17 protein-coding genes, 1 tRNA gene and 1 pseudogene are annotated in these 20,998 nt (G+C 41.9%); 17 read left to right on the plus strand and 2 right to left on the minus strand.

The window, feature by feature from the left end:
- A pseudogene (locus tag ODU34_RS09375) lies at positions 1-84 on the minus strand (IS200/IS605 family transposase); the annotation flags it as partial.
- A 178-nt stretch (positions 85-262) separates the two neighbouring features.
- A complete protein-coding gene (locus ODU34_RS09380; protein WP_014636557.1) occupies positions 263-718 on the minus strand; it encodes a Fur family transcriptional regulator in 456 nt (151 codons plus the stop codon).
- Between the two features lie 166 nt (positions 719-884).
- On the opposite strand from ODU34_RS09380, the gene truA reads away from it, so the two are divergent.
- The 17 genes from truA (at position 885) to rpmB (ending at position 20,505) form a co-directional block, all read left to right on the plus strand.
- Positions 885-1,634 carry a tRNA pseudouridine(38-40) synthase TruA gene (truA, locus tag ODU34_RS09385; protein WP_024384694.1) on the plus strand — a complete coding sequence of 250 codons (750 nt, stop codon included), beginning with the start codon at positions 885-887 and terminating at the stop codon, positions 1,632-1,634.
- Complete coding sequence (locus tag ODU34_RS09390; protein ID WP_136647119.1) at positions 1,624-2,385, plus strand: bifunctional hydroxymethylpyrimidine kinase/phosphomethylpyrimidine kinase; 762 nt, start codon at positions 1,624-1,626, stop codon at positions 2,383-2,385. The genes truA and ODU34_RS09390 overlap by 11 nt, the downstream gene beginning before the upstream one ends.
- Positions 2,375-2,860 carry an ECF transporter S component gene (locus tag ODU34_RS09395; protein ID WP_105139310.1) on the plus strand — a complete coding sequence of 162 codons (486 nt, stop codon included), beginning with the start codon at positions 2,375-2,377 and terminating at the stop codon, positions 2,858-2,860. Before ODU34_RS09390 ends, ODU34_RS09395 begins: the two co-directional genes overlap by 11 nt.
- Complete coding sequence (locus tag ODU34_RS09400; protein WP_136647120.1) at positions 2,841-3,404, plus strand: TIGR01440 family protein; 564 nt, start codon at positions 2,841-2,843, stop codon at positions 3,402-3,404. Before ODU34_RS09395 ends, ODU34_RS09400 begins: the two co-directional genes overlap by 20 nt.
- 106 nt (positions 3,405-3,510) lie before the next feature.
- Positions 3,511-3,942 carry an Rrf2 family transcriptional regulator gene (locus ODU34_RS09405; RefSeq protein ID WP_136647121.1) on the plus strand — a complete coding sequence of 144 codons (432 nt, stop codon included), beginning with the start codon at positions 3,511-3,513 and terminating at the stop codon, positions 3,940-3,942.
- Between the two features lie 74 nt (positions 3,943-4,016).
- A complete protein-coding gene (locus ODU34_RS09410; protein WP_136647122.1) occupies positions 4,017-5,018 on the plus strand; it encodes an NADP-dependent oxidoreductase in 1,002 nt (333 codons plus the stop codon).
- An 11-nt stretch (positions 5,019-5,029) separates the two neighbouring features.
- Positions 5,030-5,866 carry an alpha/beta fold hydrolase gene (locus tag ODU34_RS09415; protein WP_136647123.1) on the plus strand — a complete coding sequence of 279 codons (837 nt, stop codon included), beginning with the start codon at positions 5,030-5,032 and terminating at the stop codon, positions 5,864-5,866.
- Positions 5,867-6,001: 135 nt separating this feature from the next.
- Positions 6,002-6,601 carry a DUF1349 domain-containing protein gene (locus ODU34_RS09420; RefSeq protein ID WP_239514919.1) on the plus strand — a complete coding sequence of 200 codons (600 nt, stop codon included), beginning with the start codon at positions 6,002-6,004 and terminating at the stop codon, positions 6,599-6,601.
- A gap of 114 nt (positions 6,602-6,715) precedes the next feature.
- Positions 6,716-7,999 carry a trigger factor gene (gene tig / locus ODU34_RS09425; protein ID WP_205014866.1) on the plus strand — a complete coding sequence of 428 codons (1,284 nt, stop codon included), beginning with the start codon at positions 6,716-6,718 and terminating at the stop codon, positions 7,997-7,999.
- Positions 8,000-8,365: 366 nt separating this feature from the next.
- Positions 8,366-10,996 carry a MucBP domain-containing protein gene (locus ODU34_RS09430; protein ID WP_398578475.1) on the plus strand — a complete coding sequence of 877 codons (2,631 nt, stop codon included), beginning with the start codon at positions 8,366-8,368 and terminating at the stop codon, positions 10,994-10,996.
- Positions 10,997-11,830: 834 nt separating this feature from the next.
- Positions 11,831-12,751 carry a metal ABC transporter solute-binding protein, Zn/Mn family gene (locus ODU34_RS09435; protein WP_398578476.1) on the plus strand — a complete coding sequence of 307 codons (921 nt, stop codon included), beginning with the start codon at positions 11,831-11,833 and terminating at the stop codon, positions 12,749-12,751.
- Positions 12,752-12,784: 33 nt separating this feature from the next.
- A complete protein-coding gene (locus ODU34_RS09440) occupies positions 12,785-15,940 on the plus strand; it encodes a pneumococcal-type histidine triad protein (RefSeq protein WP_398578477.1) in 3,156 nt (1,051 codons plus the stop codon).
- 126 nt (positions 15,941-16,066) lie between these two features.
- Positions 16,067-16,648 carry a DNA-directed RNA polymerase subunit delta gene (rpoE, locus tag ODU34_RS09445; RefSeq protein ID WP_011921912.1) on the plus strand — a complete coding sequence of 194 codons (582 nt, stop codon included), beginning with the start codon at positions 16,067-16,069 and terminating at the stop codon, positions 16,646-16,648.
- Between the two features lie 192 nt (positions 16,649-16,840).
- On the plus strand, positions 16,841-18,445 hold the full coding sequence (locus ODU34_RS09450; protein WP_105106388.1) for a CTP synthase: 1,605 nt from the start codon (positions 16,841-16,843) through the stop codon (positions 18,443-18,445).
- A gap of 277 nt (positions 18,446-18,722) precedes the next feature.
- Positions 18,723-18,808: transfer RNA gene (locus tag ODU34_RS09455), tRNA-Leu, on the plus strand.
- 234 nt (positions 18,809-19,042) lie between these two features.
- A complete protein-coding gene (locus tag ODU34_RS09460; protein WP_011922635.1) occupies positions 19,043-19,924 on the plus strand; it encodes a class II fructose-bisphosphate aldolase in 882 nt (293 codons plus the stop codon).
- Positions 19,925-20,316: 392 nt separating this feature from the next.
- Positions 20,317-20,505, plus strand: a complete 189-nt coding sequence (gene rpmB, locus ODU34_RS09465; protein WP_001140948.1) for a 50S ribosomal protein L28 — start codon at positions 20,317-20,319, stop codon at positions 20,503-20,505.
- The last annotated feature ends 493 nt before the right edge of the window (positions 20,506-20,998 follow it).

Below are 20,998 nucleotides of genomic sequence, written 5' to 3' on the forward strand. Positions count from 1 at the left end.
TTTTCTACGGTACTTAGGTGTGAAAACTATGTGATATTTGTACATCCATTTGGTATGTGATAAACTGTAACTGGTTTTAGCCATTTCTTTTTCCTCCTTTATCTAACCTGAACAATTAGATTATATCGGGAAAAAGAAATGGAAGCTCAAAGCCTTGTCAGCCACCAGCATAGCTGGTGGTTTTCTTGTTTTTCTCTTCGAGAAAAACTGGCTCGAAGCCATAATAAAAAAAGCGACAGAAAGCCGCTTTGATATTCGTCTTTTAGCCCTGGCAATCAGGACAAATGCCGTAGATGGATAGCACCTCTTTTGTAATTTTGTAACCAGTTTGGGTATGAGCTTCCTTCTTCAAGCTCGGGATTTCTACATCCATGAAATCAGTGATTTTTCCACAGACTTCACAAATAACATTGAGGTGCTCGTGCCCCATGAAGTCGTAATAAGTAGTATTATCATTGGTCCGTTTCAATTCAGTCACGAACCCTTCTTCCAATAGAAGTTTGAGGTTGTTGTAAACAGTCGCCAGGCTCATGTTGGGGTAGTTAGGTAGTAGATCTTGATAAATCATCTCAGCACTAGGATGGTCATCGCTTTCGATAATGTAGGCAACGACTGCTTTTCTAGTTTCGGTAATGCGTACACCCTTTTCTTTTAGATGTTGGATGACGTGTTCAAAAGCAGTTTGGTTTTCTGCATTGAGGTGAGAATGGAGTTCCATAGTTTCCTCCTTTCGTTACTATTTTATAAAAATTCTAAGATACAATATTCAGTTTCATTATAGTGTATTTGGGAGGTTGTGTCAATTTTGAGACAGGAAATCTGTCATAGGACAGTTTGATGTCTCATGACTTGTTTACATACTTTTCCTGTGCTACAATCAAAACATGACAAGATATAAGGCAATTATTTCCTACGACGGACATGATTTTTCTGGTTTTCAACGCCAGCCCCATGCTCGTACGGTTCAGGAAGAAATCGAAAAAACGTTAGTAAGATTGAATAGTGGTCAGCCAGTAACCGTTCATGGTGCGGGTCGGACAGATGCGGGAGTACATGCCTACGGTCAGGTTATACACTTTGACTTGGCTGGCAGTCGAGATACTGAGAAGCTCCGCTTTGCCCTAGATACCCAAACACCTGAAGATATTGATGTGGTCCAGGTGGAGCAGGTGGCGGATGATTTTCATTGCCGCTATGCCAAGCATAGCAAGACCTATGAATTTCTAGTGGACATTGGCCGGCCCAAGAATCCTATGATGCGCCACTATGCGACCTTCTATCCCTATGATTTGGATTTGAGCTTGATAGAAGAAGCTATTCAGGACCTAGTGGGGACCCATGACTTTACAGGGTTTACGGCATCAGGGACCTCGGTCGAGGACAAGGTGCGGACCATTACGGCGGCGACCATGGAGTATGACCAGCGGCGCCAGTTCTTGATTTTTACCTTTTCAGGCAATGGCTTTTTGTACAAGCAGGTGCGGAATATGGTCGGGACCCTCTTGAAAATTGGTAATGGTCGCATGCCTGTGGGTCAGATTAAGCGGATTTTGGCAGAAAAAGATCGTGGTTTGGCAGGTCCAACTGCGGCAGGTAACGGCCTCTATCTAAAGGAGATTATCTATGAAGACTAAGTATATTTTGGCGCTTTCGGGCAATGATATTTTCAGCGGTGGCGGCCTCTATGCAGACCTGACCACTTACACAGTCCATGGCCTGCATGGCTTTGTGGCGGTTACCTGCTTGACAGCTATGACGGAAAAAGGTTTTGAGGTTATTCCGACAGATGCAGCGGTGTTTGCCCAGCAGCTGGCTAGTTTGAAGAACGTGCCTTTTTCAGCTATTAAGATTGGTTTGCTTCCGACGGTGGAAATAGCAGAGCAGGTCTTGGAATTTATCAAGGCTCATCAGGATATTCCAGTGGTTTTGGATCCAGTCTTGGTCTGTAAGGAAACGCATGATACCGAGGTCAGCCAGCTGAGGGATGAACTCTTGAAGTTCCTTCCCTATGTCAGCATCATCACGCCAAATCTGGCAGAAGCTCAGCTATTGCTCCAAAAAGACATCAAAACGGTGGAAGAGATGGAGCAGGCGGCGGTGGCGCTTTATGATTTGGGTGCCAAGTCGGTGGTCATCAAGGGGGGCAACCGCTTGGGAGGTTTACAGGCTGTCGATGTGTATTATGACGGGCAGGAAGCGGTGGTGCTTAAGTCGCCCCTGCTTTCGGAAAACAATGTGGGGGCGGGCTGTACCTTTGCGTCCAGCATTGCCAGTCAGCTTTTGCTAGGTCAGGACTCTTTGGAGGCAGTCCGACTGTCCAAGGACTTTGTCCATGCAGCCATCTTAAAATCAGATCAATATGGGGTAATTCAATATGAGAAATAAAAAGACGCAAGAACTTGTATTGCTGGCCATTCTAACGGCTTTGACCTTGGCTCTGGCTTTTGTCCACGTACCGACACCGACGGGCTTTGTCACGTTGTTAGATGTTGGTGTTTTCTTTACAGCCTTTTACCTGGGCAAGAAAGAAGGAGTAATTGTTGGCGGATTGTCAGGGCTTTTGATTGATTTCTTGTTGGGCTATCCCCAGTGGGCTTTCTTTAGCTTGCTTTTCCACGGTGCTCAGGGTTATTTTGCAGGATGGACGGGTAAGAAACGTTTGATTGGAGTTGTTCTTGCCAGTCTTTCCATGATTGGTGGCTATTTTGTAGCATCTAGTTTCATGTATAATGTAGCTGATGCTGTTACAAGTCTGATGAGCAATACCCTGCAAAACACAGTTGGTTTGGTACTAGGTTATATCTTGACTCAGGCAATAGAAAGAATTGGTGCAGTAAATCATGTCATTAAGGGAAATTAAAGACCAAACTAAGCAAGTTGTCGAAGAGATTTTAGAACTCAGCAAGCTTCAAAAGGGTCAGATTTTTGTACTAGGCTTGTCTTCTAGTGAGGTCATTGGTGGGCATATTGGTAAAAATTCTAGTCTGGAAGTTGGAGAAGCCGTTGTCGAAACCATTCTGGATATTTTGACTCCCAAGGGCATTTACCTAGCTGTCCAAGGCTGTGAACACCTCAATCGTGCCTTAGTAGTAGAGCGTGAATTGGCTATCCAGAAAGATTTGGAAATGGTCAATGTCCTCCCCACCCTTCATGCAGGAGGCTCTGGACAGTTGGCAGCCTTCAAATATATGAACGATCCAGTCGAAGTGGAATTTATCACCGCTCAGGCGGGTGTGGACATAGGCGATACGGCGATTGGTATGCACATCAAGCACGTCCAAGTGCCGATTAGACCGAGCTTGCGTGAAATCGGCCAAGCCCATGTCACCGCCCTTGCCAGCCGACCCAAGCTCATCGGCGGAGCCCGTGCGGCCTATCAGGAAGATCAGATACGGAAAAATTAATCACAGCCAGAGGGTTGTGATTTTTTTGAATAAAATCCTTGCCAAGTGTATTTCTTTATGCTAAGCTTGTTCTTGTAGTTGATACAAGTTCAAAAGGAGGGTTTCCATGGATACCAAATTTTCAGTAGCTCTGCATATCTTGGCCATGATTAGCGAGAGCAGTGACGTCATGACGTCGCAGGCCTTGGCAACCAGCGTCGGTACCAATGCCAGTTATATCCGCAAGGTCATCGCCCTCTTGAAGAATGCAGGCATCATCCAGTCCCAGCAAGGCAAGGCTGGCTATGAGTTGAGCAAGGATCCGGCGGACATCAGTCTTCTGGACATCTACTATGCCACCCAGGAAGTCACGCATATCCAGCTCTTTCAACAGCACCAGCACGCCAATCAGGCCTGCCCTGTCGGCCGGCATATTGAAGGCGCTGTGAGCCCGATTTTTGCCAGTGTTGAAAAGCAACTGGAAGAAGACTTGGCCCAGCAAAGCTTGGACAATGTGATTGAGAACCTTTACGCAGAAACCAAACAAAACCGCATCTGACTGGCTTAGTCAGATTTTCTTAGAATACAGTTAGACCTGTATCAGATACAAGTTGTTAAATAAAAGGAGAAACCATGAAAGCAGCACAACACACATCTTATAACAAAAACAATATCGCCCTCAACCTGACTGAGATTGCCAAACCGCACATCAAACCAGACCAAGTCCTGGTCAAAGTGACCGCAGCAGGTGTCAATCCCCTGGACAATATGATTTCTCGCGGAGATGTCAAGATGATTGTTCCCTACAAACTGCCACAAACGGCTGGCAATGAGGTCGTTGGCTTGGTGGAAGAAGTCGGCTCAAGCGTGACCAATTTTGCAGTTGGCGACCGTGTCTTTGGTCGTCTTCCCCTCGACACTATCGGTGCTTTTGCCGAGTATGCAGCGGTGGAGGCTACAGCCCTTGCCAAAGTTCCTGCCTATCTGACCGATGTGGAAGCGGCTGCTGTCCCTCTTACGGCCCTAACTATTATGCAAGCTCTTAACCTCATGGGTGCAGAAGCTGGCAAGACCATTTTCATCTCAGGTGGTACTGGTGGTGTCGGTGGTATGGCCATTCCGATTGCCAAAGCTAAAGGTTTGACCGTTATTACCAACGGTGATGGGGCAAATGCAGAGCGGGTATTGGCGTTGGGTGCCGACCAGTTTATCGACTACAAGACAGAAGATTACACCAAAACCCTCTCCCAAATCGATTATGTACTGGACACACTTGGCGGTGTAGAAACCGAAAAACAAATGTCTATCATGAAAAAAGGTGGTCAGCTGGTTTCCCTCCGTGCCATGCCAAATGGCGAATTTGCCAAACGTATGAACCTGCCAAAATGGAAACAAATCCTGCTTGGCTTGGTTGGTCGCAAGTTTGATAAAATGGCTGAAAGCTACGGAGTGCACTATCATTTCATTTTCGTAGAAAGTAATGGCCAACAGTTGCAAGAGGTGGCAGACATTTTCAGCAAACTAGAAATCAAACCGTCTATCGATACCGTTTATCCATTTGAAGAAGTCAACGCAGCCTTGGACAAGGTCGCCAACGGTCGCTCACGTGGAAAAACTGTCCTCAGTTTTAAATAGTAGGAGTACTTATGTCTTATATCACAACAAAAAATCAATACATTACTGTCGCTGGCAATCAGATTGCCTACCGTGAACTAGGTATGGGCAAGTCTAAACTGCCCTTGGTCATGTTGGTCCATTTGGCCGCAACCTTGGATAACTGGGATCCCAAATTGCTAGACTTACTAGCTGAAAAAGAGCATGTTATTGTTCTTGATTTGCCTGGCGTCGGAGCCAGTCAAGGCAAGGTAGCTCCTACTATTCCAGGAATGGCAGAGCAGGCTCATGCTATTATCAAGGCCTTGGGGCATACGAAAATTAACCTACTCGGTCTTTCTATGGGTGGTTTTATCGCCCAAGAATTCGTTCGTCTTGATAGCCAAATGGTTAACCGCTTGATTCTAGCAGGAACAGGTCCTCGTGGCGGTGTAGAAGTGGATAAGGTGACAGGAAAAACCTTCCGCTATATGCTGAAGGCTGGTCTGGAGCGTGTGGATCCAAAACGCTACATCTTCTACAACCACGATGAAGCAGGCCGACTGGAAGCTGAAAAAGTTTTGGGTCGTATGGGAGAAAGAAAAGCCGAGTATGCAGACAAGGAGATGAATGTCCCAGGATTTTTAACCCAGCTGAAGGCTATCAAACGCTGGGGGAGAAATCCTCAAGAAGATATGGCCTTTATCACGCAACCAACGCTGATCGTCAATGGTGACAAGGATATGCAAGTTCCGACTGAGAACTCTTATATCATGCATGAGAAAATCAAAAACAGCCAACTGATTATCTATCCAAATGCGGGTCACGGATCTATCTTCCAAAATGCAGAGGTATTTTCAACAGCCTTGATAGACTTTTTGGAGGAATAGTACCCGCTAATCTTGACGATACAAGGCCTGCAAAGTCCCCAAAATCACCTCAGCCTGCTCTTAAAAGAGTTGATTGAGTTACTTGTCTTCTTTTTCTTTTGCCTGTATAATAGTCTAAAAATGAAAGGAAATCAAATGAACACCAAGAATTTTTACTGGGTACGAGAACCTGAAAATTACCAAATCTCAGATAAGGAAATCAGAATCACAACCCAAGCTCATACGGATTTGTGGCAGAAGACCTATTACAATTTTGTTAATGACAATGCTCCCTTGCTCTTGATGGGCACGGAGGAAGAGTATTTCTCCTTTACAGTAAAGACAGATTTTTCCAATAGTCATACCCGCTTTGACCAGTGTGGTGTAGTGGTCTATCAGGATTCGGAAAACTGGATTAAGGGCTCGATTGAGTATGAAAATGAAGACTTTCAGCACCTGGGCAGTGTCGTGACCAATCACGGTTTTTCAGACTGGGCAACTCAGGAAATACCAGCTTCTGTCAAGTCAATCTATTACCGTTTGAGCCGACGGGGCAGTGATTTTTGCATTGAAAACTCTAAAGACGGTATCCATTTTGAGCAGATGCGGATTTGCCACTTACATGAAGGCGGTGGAAAAATCCATTTTGGAATCTATGCCTGCTCGCCAGAAGATTCTTCTTTTGAAGCGGTCTTTTCCGAAATGAGTTTAACAGACTGCAAGTGGCTGGCCCACGACGGACAACAACCAGATTAGAAGATTAGCTTCCAGCTCTGCCATTTCCCGAAAGTCCATTATAAAATCGTTGAAATCCTTGTCATTTGTGGTATAATGAAGAGTATGCAATAAAATTTTAAGGAGAATGACAGAATGTCTGTATCATTTGAAGCAAAAGAAACAAACCGCGGCGTTTTGACTTTCACAATCGGTCAAGATGCAATCAAACCAGAATTGGACCGCGTTTTCAACAAAGTTAAGAAAGATATCAATCTTCCAGGTTTCCGTAAAGGTCACTTGCCACGTGCCGTTTTCAACCAAAAATTCGGTGAAGAAGCACTTTACCAAGATGTAGTAAATGCACTCTTGCCAGCAGCTTATGAAGTAGCTGTAGCTGAAGCTGGTCTTGAAGTCGTTGCACAACCAAAAATCGACGTTGTATCTATGGAAAAAGGCCAAGATTGGACAATCACTGCTGAAGTTGTGACAAAACCTGAAGTAAAATTGGGTGACTACAAAAACTTGGCAGTTTCAGTAGAAGCAACTAAAGAAGTATCTGACGAAGAAGTAGATGCAAAAATCGAACGTGAGCGCAACAACTTGGCTGAATTGGTCATCAAAGAAGGTCCAGCAGCTGAAGGCGACACAGTTGTTATCGACTTTGTAGGTTCAATCGACGGCGTTGAATTTGACGGCGGTAAAGGTGAGAACTTCTCACTTGGACTTGGTTCAGGTCAATTCATCCCAGGTTTCGAAGCACAATTGGTAGGCCATGCAGCTGGTGAAGAAGTAAACGTTGAAGTGACTTTCCCAGAAGACTACCAAGCAGCTGACCTTGCAGGCAAACCAGCCCTCTTCGTGACAAAAATCCACGAAGTAAAAGCAAAAGAAGTTCCAGCTTTGGATGACGAGTTGGCAAAAGACATCGACGAAGAAGTAGAAACACTTGATGAGTTGAAAGCTAAGTACCGTAAAGAATTGGAAGCAGCAAAAGAAGTTGCCTTTGACGATGCAGTTGAATCAGCAGCTCTTGAATTGGCTGTAGAAAACGCTGAAATCGTTGAATTGCCAGAAGAAATGATCCACGAAGAAGTTCACCGTGCAATCAACGAATTCTTGGGTGGTATGCAACAACAAGGTATCTCACCAGACATGTACTTCCAAATTACTGGTACAACTCGTGAAGACCTTCATAAACAATACGAAGCAGATGCTGAAAAACGCACTAAGACAAACTTGGTTGTTGAAGCAGTAGCTAAAGCAGAAGGTTTCGAAGCAACTGAAGAAGAAATCAACAAAGAAATCGAAGACTTGGCAGCAACTTACAAGATGGAAGTGGCACAAGTTCGTAGCTTGCTTTCACCAGAAATGCTTAAACACGACATCGCTGTGAAGAAAGCCGTTGAAGTGATCACAAGCACTGCAACTGTAAAATAATTATTTGGAAAACTCGACTCTGGTCGGGTTTTTTGTTTAATCATCTTTTTTAATGCGATGCGCTGAGATGTTGACACGAACTCTGAGAAGCGAAGCCGGACTTTTTGCCTAACCTTGCTGTAATCGTTTTCTTTTGGTTGTTTTTGCGTTGAGAGGGATTAAGTAATGGTTTGCAATATGTAACATTTGACAAATTTCAATTTTTCAGTTATCGTTAAAAGGTTGTTTTAGTGGAATTTACAATAAAAGTAAGTACAAAAGGGGGATGATGTTCCTGTTTTGAAAAGAACAATTTGAAGAGACTTATGAATATTGTTTTCACGATCAGCGACAAAAAATATCTATATTTATATTAAGGAGAAAATAATGAGACACAATGGAAAAAATCAAATGTTTCCAGATAAGCGTCAACGTTTTTCAATTCGTAAGTTTAAAACAGGAGTAGCATCCGTTGTCTTTGTTGCACTATTCTTGGGTAACATGGCTACAGTTGCTGCTGAGCAGGTTCCGACAAATACAGATTCATCTGCTAAAGAGGTAATGGAAAGTGATGTTGCTTTGCCAACGGATGAGACATTGGACAAAGTGTCAACAACTGATGAAGAAGTAGCACCTATTGAAGAGGGAGTGGATGCCTCGTTAGCCCCACTAGAGAGCGCTGAGGCACCTCAAGAATTTAGATCAGCTGTAGGAACTGAGCGTTCAGCGGCGACAAATACTAAAGAAGTAGTTGTAACACCAGGAAAAGGTATCAAAACAATTAGTGAAATTCCGACAGATGGTTTTACGACAACTGAGCCTGAAGTAAAGTCAATGAACCCTAACTTTACTGGCACGGTAAATCATGATCCCCAAAAATATACATTTGCAGTTATCAAAACAGATAAGTACAATAACTGGAGTGACGGACCTCTTTATGTGAATAAAGATGGTGTTGTTGAGACGAGCTCATCTAGGGGAGCGACACTCGTCCATCAGATGGCCTTTAGTACAGATAGAGACGGCACGGGTAATGTATATATAAATATGTACGGTAGTGATGGTAAGCTGCTAATGTCGGATGCCTTAGTTCCAGAGCTTCGAGAGAATGAACTTAAATATGTTTACAACGGATGGTTTGGTAGAACTACTACGTATACTATCCAACACAGAGAGGTTATCACAAATAACGGAAACTTCCCAATTGCATCTGTATCCACTTCAAATGCAACAGATGGTTGGTTTGATGAGCTATATACCAACTACGAAAAGGCACTGGGATATACCAACGGTCGTTATATGGGCTATGGCTGGTTCGTTCCTAGATTAATTGACAAGAAGACAGAATATGTCGTCAAAGATTCTAACAAAGTGTTAGCGACTGTGACACAAACAGAAATGTCAGGGTACAAATTTACAACTGCAGCACCAGAAACAATTACAGCAGACGGTGTGACCTATAAGTTAATCAAAGATAGTGGTATTAATACAAGTGGTCTTATCAATCCTCTCGTAATGGCTGGTGATGCGACTGCTGTGGGTACAGATAAAGGTTATTTCATCAGATATCTGATGAAAGACGATGCTGGTCAAAATATTGAGTGGGAACTTCTGGATCCTAATAATGAGGTTGCTACAACAACTGACGGTAAACCTGCTAGAGGCACTCTACGTTATGGTGAAGATAAAAAAACTTATGCAACTGTTCGTGTTAAATCTACTAACACAGATACTACTTTCTACATTAATAATCCATATTTCCCAGGTGGGAGAACTGTATACTATTATGAAGTTGTTCCAACTTCGGAAGTTCCTAAAGGTAGTGTCACGGTAAAACACGTTACAACAACTGGTGAAGTTCTGAAGAAAGAAACTCCAGTTAAGACAGATGAACCAGTTGGTACTCCATATGAGACCAAACCAGAAGACAAGATTGTGACAGATAACGGTCGTACGTTTGTTTATAAAGGTCTCAAGGAAGGATCAGCAGATCCAACAGGTGAAGTCAAAGAGGGCACTCAAAAAGTAACCTTCGTTTACGAAGAAGTCAAAGGCAATGTCACAGTCGAGCATGTAACGACAGACGGTAAAGTTCTTAAAGCAGAAACTCCAGTCTTTAGCGAAAACCAGTCAACTGGCACAGCTTATGAAACGAAGAATGAAACTGAATTGAAAGACGAAGCAGGTAATGTTTATGTCTTCAAGGAACACAAAGCAGACTCAGCCCCAGTTTCAGGCAAGGTTACTGAGACAGCACAAAAAGTTGTTTACGTTTATGAGTTGAAACCAGTCACTCCGACTCCAAGCCCAACACCAGACGCACCAAAAGGTAATGTTACAGTAGAACACATTACAACCACCGGTGAAGTTCTGAAGAAAGAAACCCCAGTCAAGACAGATGAACCAGTTGGTACCCCATATGAGACCCAACCAGAAGACAAGATTATGACGGATAACGGTCGTACCTTCAAGTACAAAGAGGTTGACAAAACTTCTGCGCAACCAAAAGGTGAGGTCAAAGAGGGCACTCAAAAAGTAACCTTTGTTTACGAAGAAATCAAAGGTAATGTCACAGTCGAGCATGTAACGACAGACGGCAAGGTTCTAAAAGCAGAAACTCCAGTCTTTAGCGAAAACCAGTCAACCGGCACAGCTTATGAAACGAAGAATGAAACTGAATTGAAAGACGAAGCAGGCAATGTTTATGTCTTCAAGGAACACAAAGCAGATTCAGCCCCAGTTTCAGGCAAGGTTACTGAGACAGCACAAAAAGTTGTTTATGTTTACGAGTTGAAACCAGTCACTCCGACTCCAACACCAGAAGTTTCAAAACCAAAATCTACTACACCTGCTACACCAACGCAAGATAGCAGCATCCCAACATCAGTAGTTTCTACAAATAAAGCGCAATTGCCGAATACCGGTGAAGATAACTCAGTAGCTTTTGCAACACTAGGTACAGCTATGTTGGTGGCTACATTTGCACTCAACGGAAAACGTCGTCAAGACGAGAACTAATAAAGCGTTTTGCAATGTATCTTTAAAAGAGGGTATCATTTTTTACCATCAAGCTCTTTGAGTGGCAAGTAGAATGGGTAGCTTTTTGAAGCCTCCTGTCAACCGTAGAGGGCGACTTATAGATTGATTCAAAAGTCTAGGGAAAAATTAGTCCTTACATATTAAAAAACGAGCAATTCCAATTTGGAGTTGCTCGTTTTCCATTCCATAAAACTTATTTTTGGTGGTTTAATTGCGATGTTTAAAAAAGGTCAAAGGAAAGAGAATTCCGATATTAGGGATGTGTCGAGGGTCAAATTATTAATTATAGTCTTTTAGTTTACTTTTAGTACGAGGCAATGAGCTGCAGGCATAACTGAAGTTAGGCAAGGCTTACGTCGAAGTAATAAAAGAAAAACTAAATGATGATATTTATAATTTCACACAGAGGTAGTCTCTGGTAAGGGTTATCTTACATATTGTCTATAACTAAACATTGGCAAGTCATCATCTTGATTTACCAATTCATTCGCTTGAGCTTAAAGAAGACTTTGTGCTTTTATTGTGTGAGAATGTGTCATCTCTTCAAAGTTTTGCTTGATGTAGTACAAGGTATTTCAAAAGAAAAAGTTGTATGAATTGGCAGTTTTAGAACAAGATAAAAGTAAGTTGTTAGGGATGACACAGTATTAACTTGAATGAAGTTCGGTGAAAGTTTTTAGATGTCGCTGGAGGTGAGGTTTATAGCTAGGGATACAAATCACGTTTTCGCGGATAGCTGTGACTTTCTCAAAAAAATGCTTGACCAGTTAACGTTCTTGTTATATAATTAACTGGTTAAAGAAGGAGGTAATTATGTTTAAGAAAATAGTAGGGACCTGTCTTTTGGCCTTATTCGGTTTTGTTTTAGCAGCTTGCTCGGCTCAGAAGGAAGCGAGTCAAGTACAGCCAGGAATGAAAATAGTCACCTCATTTTACCCAATTTATTCACTGGTTAAGGAAGTGTCCGGGAGCAAAAATGATGTTCGAATGATTGGTTCAAGACAGGGTATACACTCTTATGAACCATCAGCTGCAGACATAAAGGCTATATATGATGCAGATGTTTTTATCTATCATTCGCGAATTTTGGAATCCTGGGCAGGACGTTTGGAACCTAATTTGCAAGGTTCATCTGTCAAGGTTTTGGAGGCTTCGACTAATTTACCGCTGACAAAGGTTCCAGGTTTAGAAGACATGGAAGCTGGTCAAGGGATTGATGAAGCTAGTTTATATGACCCCCACACATGGCTGGATCCAGTTTTGGTTGGTCAGGAAGCTGTTGCGATTGGTGAACTTTTAGCAGAAAGTGATCCTAAGAATGCGGATTATTATCGTCAAAATGCCGCAACCTTGGAGGAAAAGGCGCAAAAGTTGGCAGACAAGTATAGCCCAATCTTTTCAAAAGCCACATCAAAAACATTTGTCACTCAACACACAGCCTTCTCCTACACCGCGCAACGCTTTGGGTTGAAGCAGTTGGGAATCGCAGGAGTTTCAGAGGAGGAACCAAGCCCTAGACAGTTGGCGGAAATTAAAGAATTTGTTGACACCTACAATGTACAAACAATTTTTACAGAAAAAGGTGCCTCGGATAAGCTTGCCAAGGCATTGGCGAGTTCGACAGGTGTGGACTTAAAAGTGTTGGATCCTCTTGAAGCAGATCCAGAAAATAATTTAACCTATCTAGAAAATCTAGAGCAAGTCTTAGAAACATTAGCTCAAGAGTTAAAATAAAAGGCCGAATTCTATCGACCGAAAGGAGAAAAAATGAAGAAAAAAGCAGTTGTTGGCTCCGTAGCCGTCCTTGTTTTAGGGATGAGTCTCTGTAGCTATCAGCTTGGACGTTTCCAAGCGATGGAAGAGCAAAAAAATCGTGTGTCCTACATTGAAGATAGTCAAAGTGCACAAAGCACAGTCTCGGAACAATTAACACCTGATCAAATTTCTGCCAAGGAAAATATTGATGCCGAGCAGATAGTTGTTAAAATTACTGATCAAGGCTATGTGACATCACACGGCGACCATTTCCACTACTATAATGGTAAAGTCCCTTTTGATGCGATTTTTAGTGAAGAATTGGTCATGAAGGACCCGAACTATGTTTTACAAGATAGTCACATCATCAATGAAGTCCAGGATGGCTACGTCATAAAAGTTGATGGGAAATACTATCTCTATCTAAAAGACCCTAGCAAACATAAAAATGTTCGTAGCAAAGAAGAAGTGGAGCGGCAAAAAGGAATCTCTTCTGCTGACAGTAAGAATCAGGCAGCAGGAAATAGTAAAGACGGCCGCTACAGAACAGACGATGGCTATGTCTTTAATCCGACAGATGTTATTGAAGACACGGGAGATGGTTTTATCGTTCCGCACGGCGACCATTTCCACTTTATTCCTAAAAAAGATTTATCAGCTGCCGAATTGAAGGCTGCTCAAGATTACTGGAATCAAAAAGGAAGTGTGAGCTCGGCTAGTGGTAGTCAATATGGCGATAGAAACAATAGAGCTCAACAGACAACAATTAGTGCGGGGCAAGGTCAGGATTTGGCTAGTTTATTGGCTCAATTGGATGCAACGCCGCTATCTCAACGCCATGTAGAAGCAGATGGATTGGTATTTGACCCAAGAACGATTACGAAGAAAACTGCAGCAGGTGTCATCGTTCCACACGGCGACCATTATCACTTTATCCCATACAGCCAGATGTCTCCTCTAGAAGAGAAGATTTCTCGAATGATTGGTGTAAATGGAGCAGGTGTTTCTTCTGGTGCACAAGCAAGTCACTCCCAACACACACCGACACAACCAAATCGTCCAGCAACACCAATCGGCACGGTTACAACGCAACCGGTATCGCCTACACAACCAGTATTACCAACACAACCGAAGCAGTCAACAGGGAAAGTGGTTTCCTATATGGGACGTCAAATTCCTGCTTATGGAAAAGGGTTAGATGGTAAGGCATATTTTACAAGTGATGGATACATCTTTAGCAAATCCTCTATTACCTCAGTTGATGATCAAGGGTTGATAGCTAGTCATGGAGATCATTTCCATTATGTTGGTTTTGGCGAACTCGAAGATTTTGAAATCAAGCAAGTAGAGGAATGGGTTAATGAGAAGGCGGGCAAACAAGTGCCACCGAAAACATCTGAACAAGTAGAAAACGATGCTAAACCCACAACACCAAGTCAAGGGAATGATTCAAAACCTGTAAAACCAATTCAAGAAGAGAACCGCCCTGCATTTGAATACAAACAAGTAACGGCTAAACGTAAATTGGCTGGAAAAGTTGTTTATGAAATGGAAGTAGGTGGAAAAACTTATACGTATGGTCGTGACGAACTAGATTTGATGAAGATTTCTTTTGCTGAGTTGACCTTGGCAGAAAAAGATAAGCAGTATATCTTTGATATTGCACCGCTTGCAGAAGGAGATCTTACGCCAGCCATGTTGGTCGGTATGGATCAAATCCCGATGAAGGGAGCGAATGCGACCTATGATACTGGACAATCCTTTATTATTCCACACATTGATCACATCCACGTCCTACCTTACACATGGTTGAGTAAGGAACAAATTGCAACGATCCGCTATATCATGCAACATCCTGAAATTCGTCCATCTGCTTGGACTACAAGTGGACATGGTGATGGAGAAGCAACGGATCTTGTTCCCCCAATTCTAAATGCAACACCTAAAGCAAACCGCTTAGGCTTGAAAAATTGGCAAATCATTCACACCGCAGAAGAAGTCATGGATGCACGTGCAAAAGGGAAATTTGCAACAAATGATGGCTATATCTTCTCGGCGGAAGACGTACTAGATCCAGCAAGTTTTGTCTTTAGTCAAGCGTTCAGTCTACCAAGAGCGACAGGTGGTTCTCTGCGTTCAATTTCCAAGAAAGATTTATCTAAAGAAGAATTGGAAGCTGTACAAACTCTTCTTGATAAACGAGACGCTGAAGAATTGGCGAAAAATGTCACACCAATTGAGAAACGTGCAGGTTTGAAAAATTGGCAAATTGTTCACTCAGCAGAAGAATTGGCAGAAGCTAAGGCAGCAGGAAAATATACAACAAAAGACGGCTATATTTTTGACCCAGCAGACCTATTAGATCCAAAAGTGAAAATAGGTACGGATAACTATCGCATCCCACGTGTGATTACAGATGGTTACCGTCGGATTAACAAGAGTGATTTGAATTACTTAAGCGAGCTGATCCCAGCAGAGGCTATGGTAGCTCAACGTGAGAAATCTAATTCTAGTTCACCGTCAACACCTACACCAACTGAAACAGGAACAAGTGCAGGCGAGACAACAACGCCAGAACAGCCACAAGTTGCCAAAGAAACAGCAGAGGAAATTTACAACCGAGTTGAAGCGAAGAAAGTCGTTCCTTTCGAAGCACTGACCTACAATGCTGGCTATGCGACCGAAGTGCGCAACGGGACTCTAGTGATTCCGCATCAAGATCACTATCACTATGTATCCTTTAAATGGTTTGACCAAGGCAGTGCAAGAAGTCCTGAAGGGTATAGTCTAGAAGATTTCCTAGCAACGGTTAAATACTATATGACTAATCCACAAGAACGCCCTGTTTCAGACGATGGCTGGGGAGTATTTACACCAAGTACACCATCTGAATCAACAGAAGAAACAGAGACGGAAGAAAGTGATGAAGAAATTATTTCTGAAGAAACTGAGGAAATTGACGAGTTCACAGAAGAATTAAAACGAAGAGCAGAAGAGTTTGGCATGGACTTCAAAACCTTTGAACAAAGTCTGGTCACGCTCTCAGACCGTTACAAAGTTTCTTTTGAAGCTTTCGAATATGATGCAACAAGTAAAGTTGTTCGACTTGTAGATAAGGATGGGGTCAAACGGACCATCTCCCTTCCAAGTTTAGAAGAACAAGTATAGTAAACAAAATACCTGTAGCGCTGAGCTCTGCAGGTATTTTTTTACAGAAAAACGATAAAGATTATCTTTGACTATTTGCCTTTTTTAGCGTAAAATAGAAAGGAAAGACAAAAAAGGAGAACAGCCTTGGAACTTAACGTATTTGCAGGACAAGAAAAAAGCGAACTTTCCATGATTGAAGTAGCCCGTGCTATTTTGGAAGAACGTGGACGTGACAACGAAATGTATTTCAACGACTTGGTCAATGAAATTCAAAACTACCTTGAAAAATCAAACAGCGAGATTCGCGCAGCCCTCCCAACCTTCTATTCTGATTTGAATGTGGATGGAAGCTTCATTCCACTTGGCGAAAACAAATGGGGATTACGTTCTTGGTACGCAATCGATGAGATTGACGAAGAAGTGATCACTCTTGAAGAAGATGATGAAGATGCACCAAAACGCAAGAAGAAACGCGTCAATGCCTTTATGGATGGTGATGATGATGCGATTGACTATGGACATGATGATCCGGAAGATGAGGACAACTATCCAGGTAGTGTATCATCAGAATACGATGATGAAAATCCAGATGATGAAAAAGATGAAGTTGAGTCTTATGATTCGGAAATCAACGAAATTATTCCAGATGACGAATTGGACGAAGAGGATGTTGATTTAGGTGAAGATGACGACGAGTATTCAGATGAAGAGGTCGTCGACGAATAAGAATTATATCCCCATAGATTCTTAAAAATAATTTGACAAGACTACCAAATTACGATAAGATATTATCGGGCACCTCTTTTGAGGTCGGAGCTCCCTAGCGATAGGGAGCTATTTTTGTTTTTTCTTCAAGTTAATAGGAAGTATCCCCACAAATTGCTTCCTATTAGCTTGAATCGTAGAAAAGGAGTTTGCATGACAAAGTATATTTTTGTAACAGGTGGCGTTGTTTCCTCTATCGGTAAAGGGATCGTAGCAGCCAGTCTAGGTCGTTTATTGAAGAACCGAGGTCTCAAGGTAACAATCCAAAAATTTGATCCATACATCAACATTGATCCAGGAACAATGAGTCCGTATCAACACGGTGAAGTTTTTGTGACGGATGACGGTGCAGAAACCGACTTGGACCTTGGGCACTATGAGCGTTTCATCGACATTAACCTGAACAAATATTCAAATGTTACAACAGGTAAAATTTATAGCGAAGTCCTCCGTAAAGAGCGTAAAGGGGAATACTTAGGGGCGACAGTTCAAGTTATTCCACACATTACAGATGCTTTGAAAGACAAAATCAAGCGTGCAGCTCGTACTACAGATGCAGATGTCATCATCACGGAAGTGGGTGGTACAGTAGGTGATATTGAAAGCTTGCCATTCCTTGAAGCGCTTCGTCAGATGAAGGCAGATGTCGGTTCAGACAATGTTATGTATATCCATACAACACTCTTGCCTTACCTCAAAGCAGCAGGCGAAATGAAAACCAAGCCAACACAACATTCTGTAAAAGAGTTGCGTGGTCTAGGTATTCAGCCAAACATGTTGGTAATTCGAACAGAGCAGCCTGCTGGACAAGGAATTAAAAATAAACTGGCACAATTCTGTGATGTCGCTCCAGAAGCGGTCATTGAGTCCTTGGATGTCGAACATCTTTACCAAATCCCATTAAATATGCAAGCGCAGAACATGGATCAAATTGTTTGCGATCACTTGAAGCTCGACGTACCTCCAGCAGATATGACAGAGTGGACAGCGATGGTAAACAAGGTTCTTAATCTCCAGAAAAAAGTAAAAATCGCTTTAGTTGGTAAGTATGTAGAATTACAAGATGCCTATATTTCTGTAGTTGAAGCTCTAAAACACTCAGGATATGCAAATGATGCTGCTATCGAATTGGATTGGGTCAATGCAAATGATTTGACAGCAGAAAACGTAGCTGAACGTCTAGGACAAGCACAAGGAATTATCGTTCCTGGTGGCTTTGGACAACGTGGCACAGAGGGGAAAATACAAGCTGTTCGTTATGCACGTGAGAATGACGTGCCAATGCTAGGGGTCTGCTTGGGAATGCAGCTGACCTGTGTAGAATTTGCTCGTCATGTTCTCGGTTTAGAAGGTGCTAACAGCTTTGAATTAGACCCAGAAACCAAATATCCAATTATTGACATCATGCGTGATCAAATTGGAGTGGAAGATTTAGGAGGAACTCTCCGTTTAGGTCTTTATCCAAGCAAGCTCAAACGTGGCTCCAAGGCTGCAGCTGCTTATGATAATCAAGAAGTTGTACAACGTCGCCATCGTCATCGTTATGAGTTTAACAATGAATTCCGTGAACAATTTGAAAAAGCAGGTTTTGTTTTTTCAGGCGTGTCACCAGACAACCGTTTGGTAGAAATTGTTGAAATTCCAGAAAATAAATTCTTCGTTGCCTGTCAATATCATCCAGAGCTACAATCTCGTCCTAATCGCCCTGAAGGTCTGTATACAGCCTTTGTTTCAGCGGCTATGGAGAATGAAAAATAAGTGTAATCATTATAGAAGAAGATTGGTATTATTCAATCTTCTTTTATATTTTATATAAAGAAACGTAAAAGATGTCAGTATTTATAGAAGAAAATACGAAATACCACTCCCATATGGCATCATTGTCTAGATGGTTTTAAGCATTATTTATAGTAGAATATTGCAAAAGAATCAGCTAAATCAATACGTTTTGGCAAAAAAGGTAAAAATAAAAAATAAAAAATCAAAAAAGTGTTGACAAGGCTAGTTTCTAATGATATACTAGTTCTTGTGTTAAGCGGGGATGGCGGAATTGGCAGACGCGCAGGACTAAGGATCCTGTGACCGCTTTAGGTCGTGTGGGTTCAAGTCCCACTCTCCGCATAGTGGACTAGCTAAGGCTAGTCCTTTTGTTTTGTCTAGATAAGTGCAGAGCACGATATATGCTAGGTCATAAATTCTAAGAATGATACGAAACGGGCATTGTTATAGCTTTTATGAAAAGATATGTGAAACTTTTCTCAAAACTAGACGGTTTCAACTAGCATTTTCAAAATAAAAATGGTAGAATAGAAAAGTATGAGGTGCAACCTCAAAAAATATTAGGAGGCTATCGAAATGCCATTAGTTTCAGCAGAAAAATTTGTCCAAGCAGCGCGTGACAACGGTTATGCAGTTGGTGGATTTAACACAAACAACCTTGAGTGGACTCAAGCTATCTTGCGTGCAGCAGAAGCAAAACAAGCTCCAGTTCTTATCCAAACTTCTATGGGTGCAGCTAAGTACATGGGTGGTTACAAAGTAGCTCGTAACTTGATTGCAAACTTGATTGAATCAATGAACATTACAGTTCCAGTTGCTATTCACCTTGACCATGGTCACTACGAAGATGCACTTGAGTGTATCGAAGTTGGTTACACTTCTATCATGTTTGACGGTTCACACCTTCCAGTAGAAGAAAACCTTGCAAAAGCAAAAGAAGTTGTAGAATTGGCACACGCTAAAGGTATCTCAGTTGAAGCTGAAGTTGGTACTATCGGTGGTGAAGAAGATGGTATCGTAGGTAGCGGTGAATTGGCTCCAATCGAAGACGCAGTAGCAATGGTTGCAACTGGTATCGACTTCTTGGCAGCAGGTATCGGTAACATCCACGGTCCATACCCAGCAAACTGGGAAGGTCTTGACCTTGACCACTTGCGTAAATTGACTGAAGCTGTACCAGGTTTCCCAATCGTATTGCACGGTGGTTCAGGTATTCCAGATGCACAAATCCAAGAAGCAATCAAATTGGGTGTTGCTAAAGTTAACGTAAACACTGAGTGCCAAATCGCATTTGCAAACGCAACTCGTAAGTTTGCAGCGGCTTATGAAGCAAACGAAGCAGAATACGATAAGAAAAAACTCTTTGATCCACGTAAATTCTTGGCAGACGGCGTGAAAGCTATCCAAGCATCTGTTGAAGAGCGTATCGACGTATTCGGTTCAGCGAACAAAGCTTAATGTAACTGCGAAGAAATCTCGGATTTCAAGCAAACAAAGCATAAGTTTCTTAGATTAAACCAAAAAGGATTTTCTTTCGAGAATCCTTTTTATTATATAGTTTATTAAGCTCGATCTAGTTCTTCGCCATGAAGAAATCTACGATAGAAGTGAGCAGAGAACAATTAAAATATAAACCGCTCCAAAGTTTTCATGACCATAATAACTTAGAGAACGAAGAATTATGGATGGGGCGCAAACTGTAGTATTAAAATATTTACCTATGAGTATAGATACTTTAAAAAAATAAAAATGAAAATAATTCTTGCCAAGTCCAATCTTTTCTGTTAGAATAGTATGGTATGTGGTGCTAGCACATCCGATATATTTGATCAAATGAGGAGGAAGATACAATGGCTAAAGTATGTTATTTCACTGGTCGTAAGACTGTATCAGGTAACAACCGTTCACACGCTATGAACCAAACTAAACGCGCAGTTAAACCAAACCTTCAAAAAGTAACTGTTTTGATTGATGGTAAACCTAAAAAAGTTTGGGCTTCAGCACGTGCACTAAAATCAGGCAAAGTTGAACGCGTATAATAACAAAGTCGTTAGAAAAATCTAGCGACTTTTGTTTTTGGAAAAAATAGCCTAGTTATAAAGTCGATGAGGAGCAAATTCGGCCACTACATAATAAACAGGAAAGAATATCAACTATATAGCTCTTCACATTGTTGTTGAAAAGTTAATAAAGAAGGAACGTTGTCAAAAATGAACTGTGTATTGATGTGGGAGATTTTTCCAAGATCGAACATTTAAACTTGGATTGACATTAGGAGTTGTACGAGAGAGCATATCCGTACGGGCTCTACAAGAAGAGAATCACGAACTGGAAGAATAGAGAGTGTTTAAAAAATGGTAAATTCTCAAAGTAAGTTCTAGTTCCCGTCCTTCCAGAAGTTACTTTGAGAAAACTGCATAACACCAACAGAATTTAGTCTCAGACTAAGTTCTGTTTTTGCCTAAAGCTGCAGATTCAAGGAATTTTTAGGGTTGAAAATGTTGAAAAAAAGAGTACACTAAAGTTACTGGC

The sequence above is a fragment of the Streptococcus sp. 2018WUSS126 genome, assembly GCF_044427425.1.
GTDB classification, from domain to species: Bacteria; Bacillota; Bacilli; order Lactobacillales; family Streptococcaceae; genus Streptococcus; species Streptococcus hashimotonensis.

Bases quoted from the DNA above. Each gene is read 5' to 3' on its own strand.
- ODU34_RS09380 (WP_014636557.1), bottom strand. From the start codon at position 718: ATGGAACTCCATTCTCACCTCAATGCAGAAAACCAAACTGCTTTTGAA.
- truA (WP_024384694.1), top strand. From the start codon at position 885: ATGACAAGATATAAGGCAATTATTTCCTACGACGGACATGATTTTTCT.
- ODU34_RS09390 (WP_136647119.1), top strand. From the start codon at position 1,624: ATGAAGACTAAGTATATTTTGGCGCTTTCGGGCAATGATATTTTCAGC.
- ODU34_RS09395 (WP_105139310.1), top strand. From the start codon at position 2,375: ATGAGAAATAAAAAGACGCAAGAACTTGTATTGCTGGCCATTCTAACG.
- ODU34_RS09400 (WP_136647120.1), top strand. From the start codon at position 2,841: ATGTCATTAAGGGAAATTAAAGACCAAACTAAGCAAGTTGTCGAAGAG.
- ODU34_RS09405 (WP_136647121.1), top strand. From the start codon at position 3,511: ATGGATACCAAATTTTCAGTAGCTCTGCATATCTTGGCCATGATTAGC.
- ODU34_RS09410 (WP_136647122.1), top strand. From the start codon at position 4,017: ATGAAAGCAGCACAACACACATCTTATAACAAAAACAATATCGCCCTC.
- ODU34_RS09415 (WP_136647123.1), top strand. From the start codon at position 5,030: ATGTCTTATATCACAACAAAAAATCAATACATTACTGTCGCTGGCAAT.
- ODU34_RS09420 (WP_239514919.1), top strand. From the start codon at position 6,002: ATGAACACCAAGAATTTTTACTGGGTACGAGAACCTGAAAATTACCAA.
- tig (WP_205014866.1), top strand. From the start codon at position 6,716: ATGTCTGTATCATTTGAAGCAAAAGAAACAAACCGCGGCGTTTTGACT.
- ODU34_RS09430 (WP_398578475.1), top strand. From the start codon at position 8,366: ATGAGACACAATGGAAAAAATCAAATGTTTCCAGATAAGCGTCAACGT.
- ODU34_RS09435 (WP_398578476.1), top strand. From the start codon at position 11,831: ATGTTTAAGAAAATAGTAGGGACCTGTCTTTTGGCCTTATTCGGTTTT.
- ODU34_RS09440 (WP_398578477.1), top strand. From the start codon at position 12,785: ATGAAGAAAAAAGCAGTTGTTGGCTCCGTAGCCGTCCTTGTTTTAGGG.
- ODU34_RS09450 (WP_105106388.1), top strand. From the start codon at position 16,841: ATGACAAAGTATATTTTTGTAACAGGTGGCGTTGTTTCCTCTATCGGT.
- ODU34_RS09460 (WP_011922635.1), top strand. From the start codon at position 19,043: ATGCCATTAGTTTCAGCAGAAAAATTTGTCCAAGCAGCGCGTGACAAC.
- rpmB (WP_001140948.1), top strand. From the start codon at position 20,317: ATGGCTAAAGTATGTTATTTCACTGGTCGTAAGACTGTATCAGGTAAC.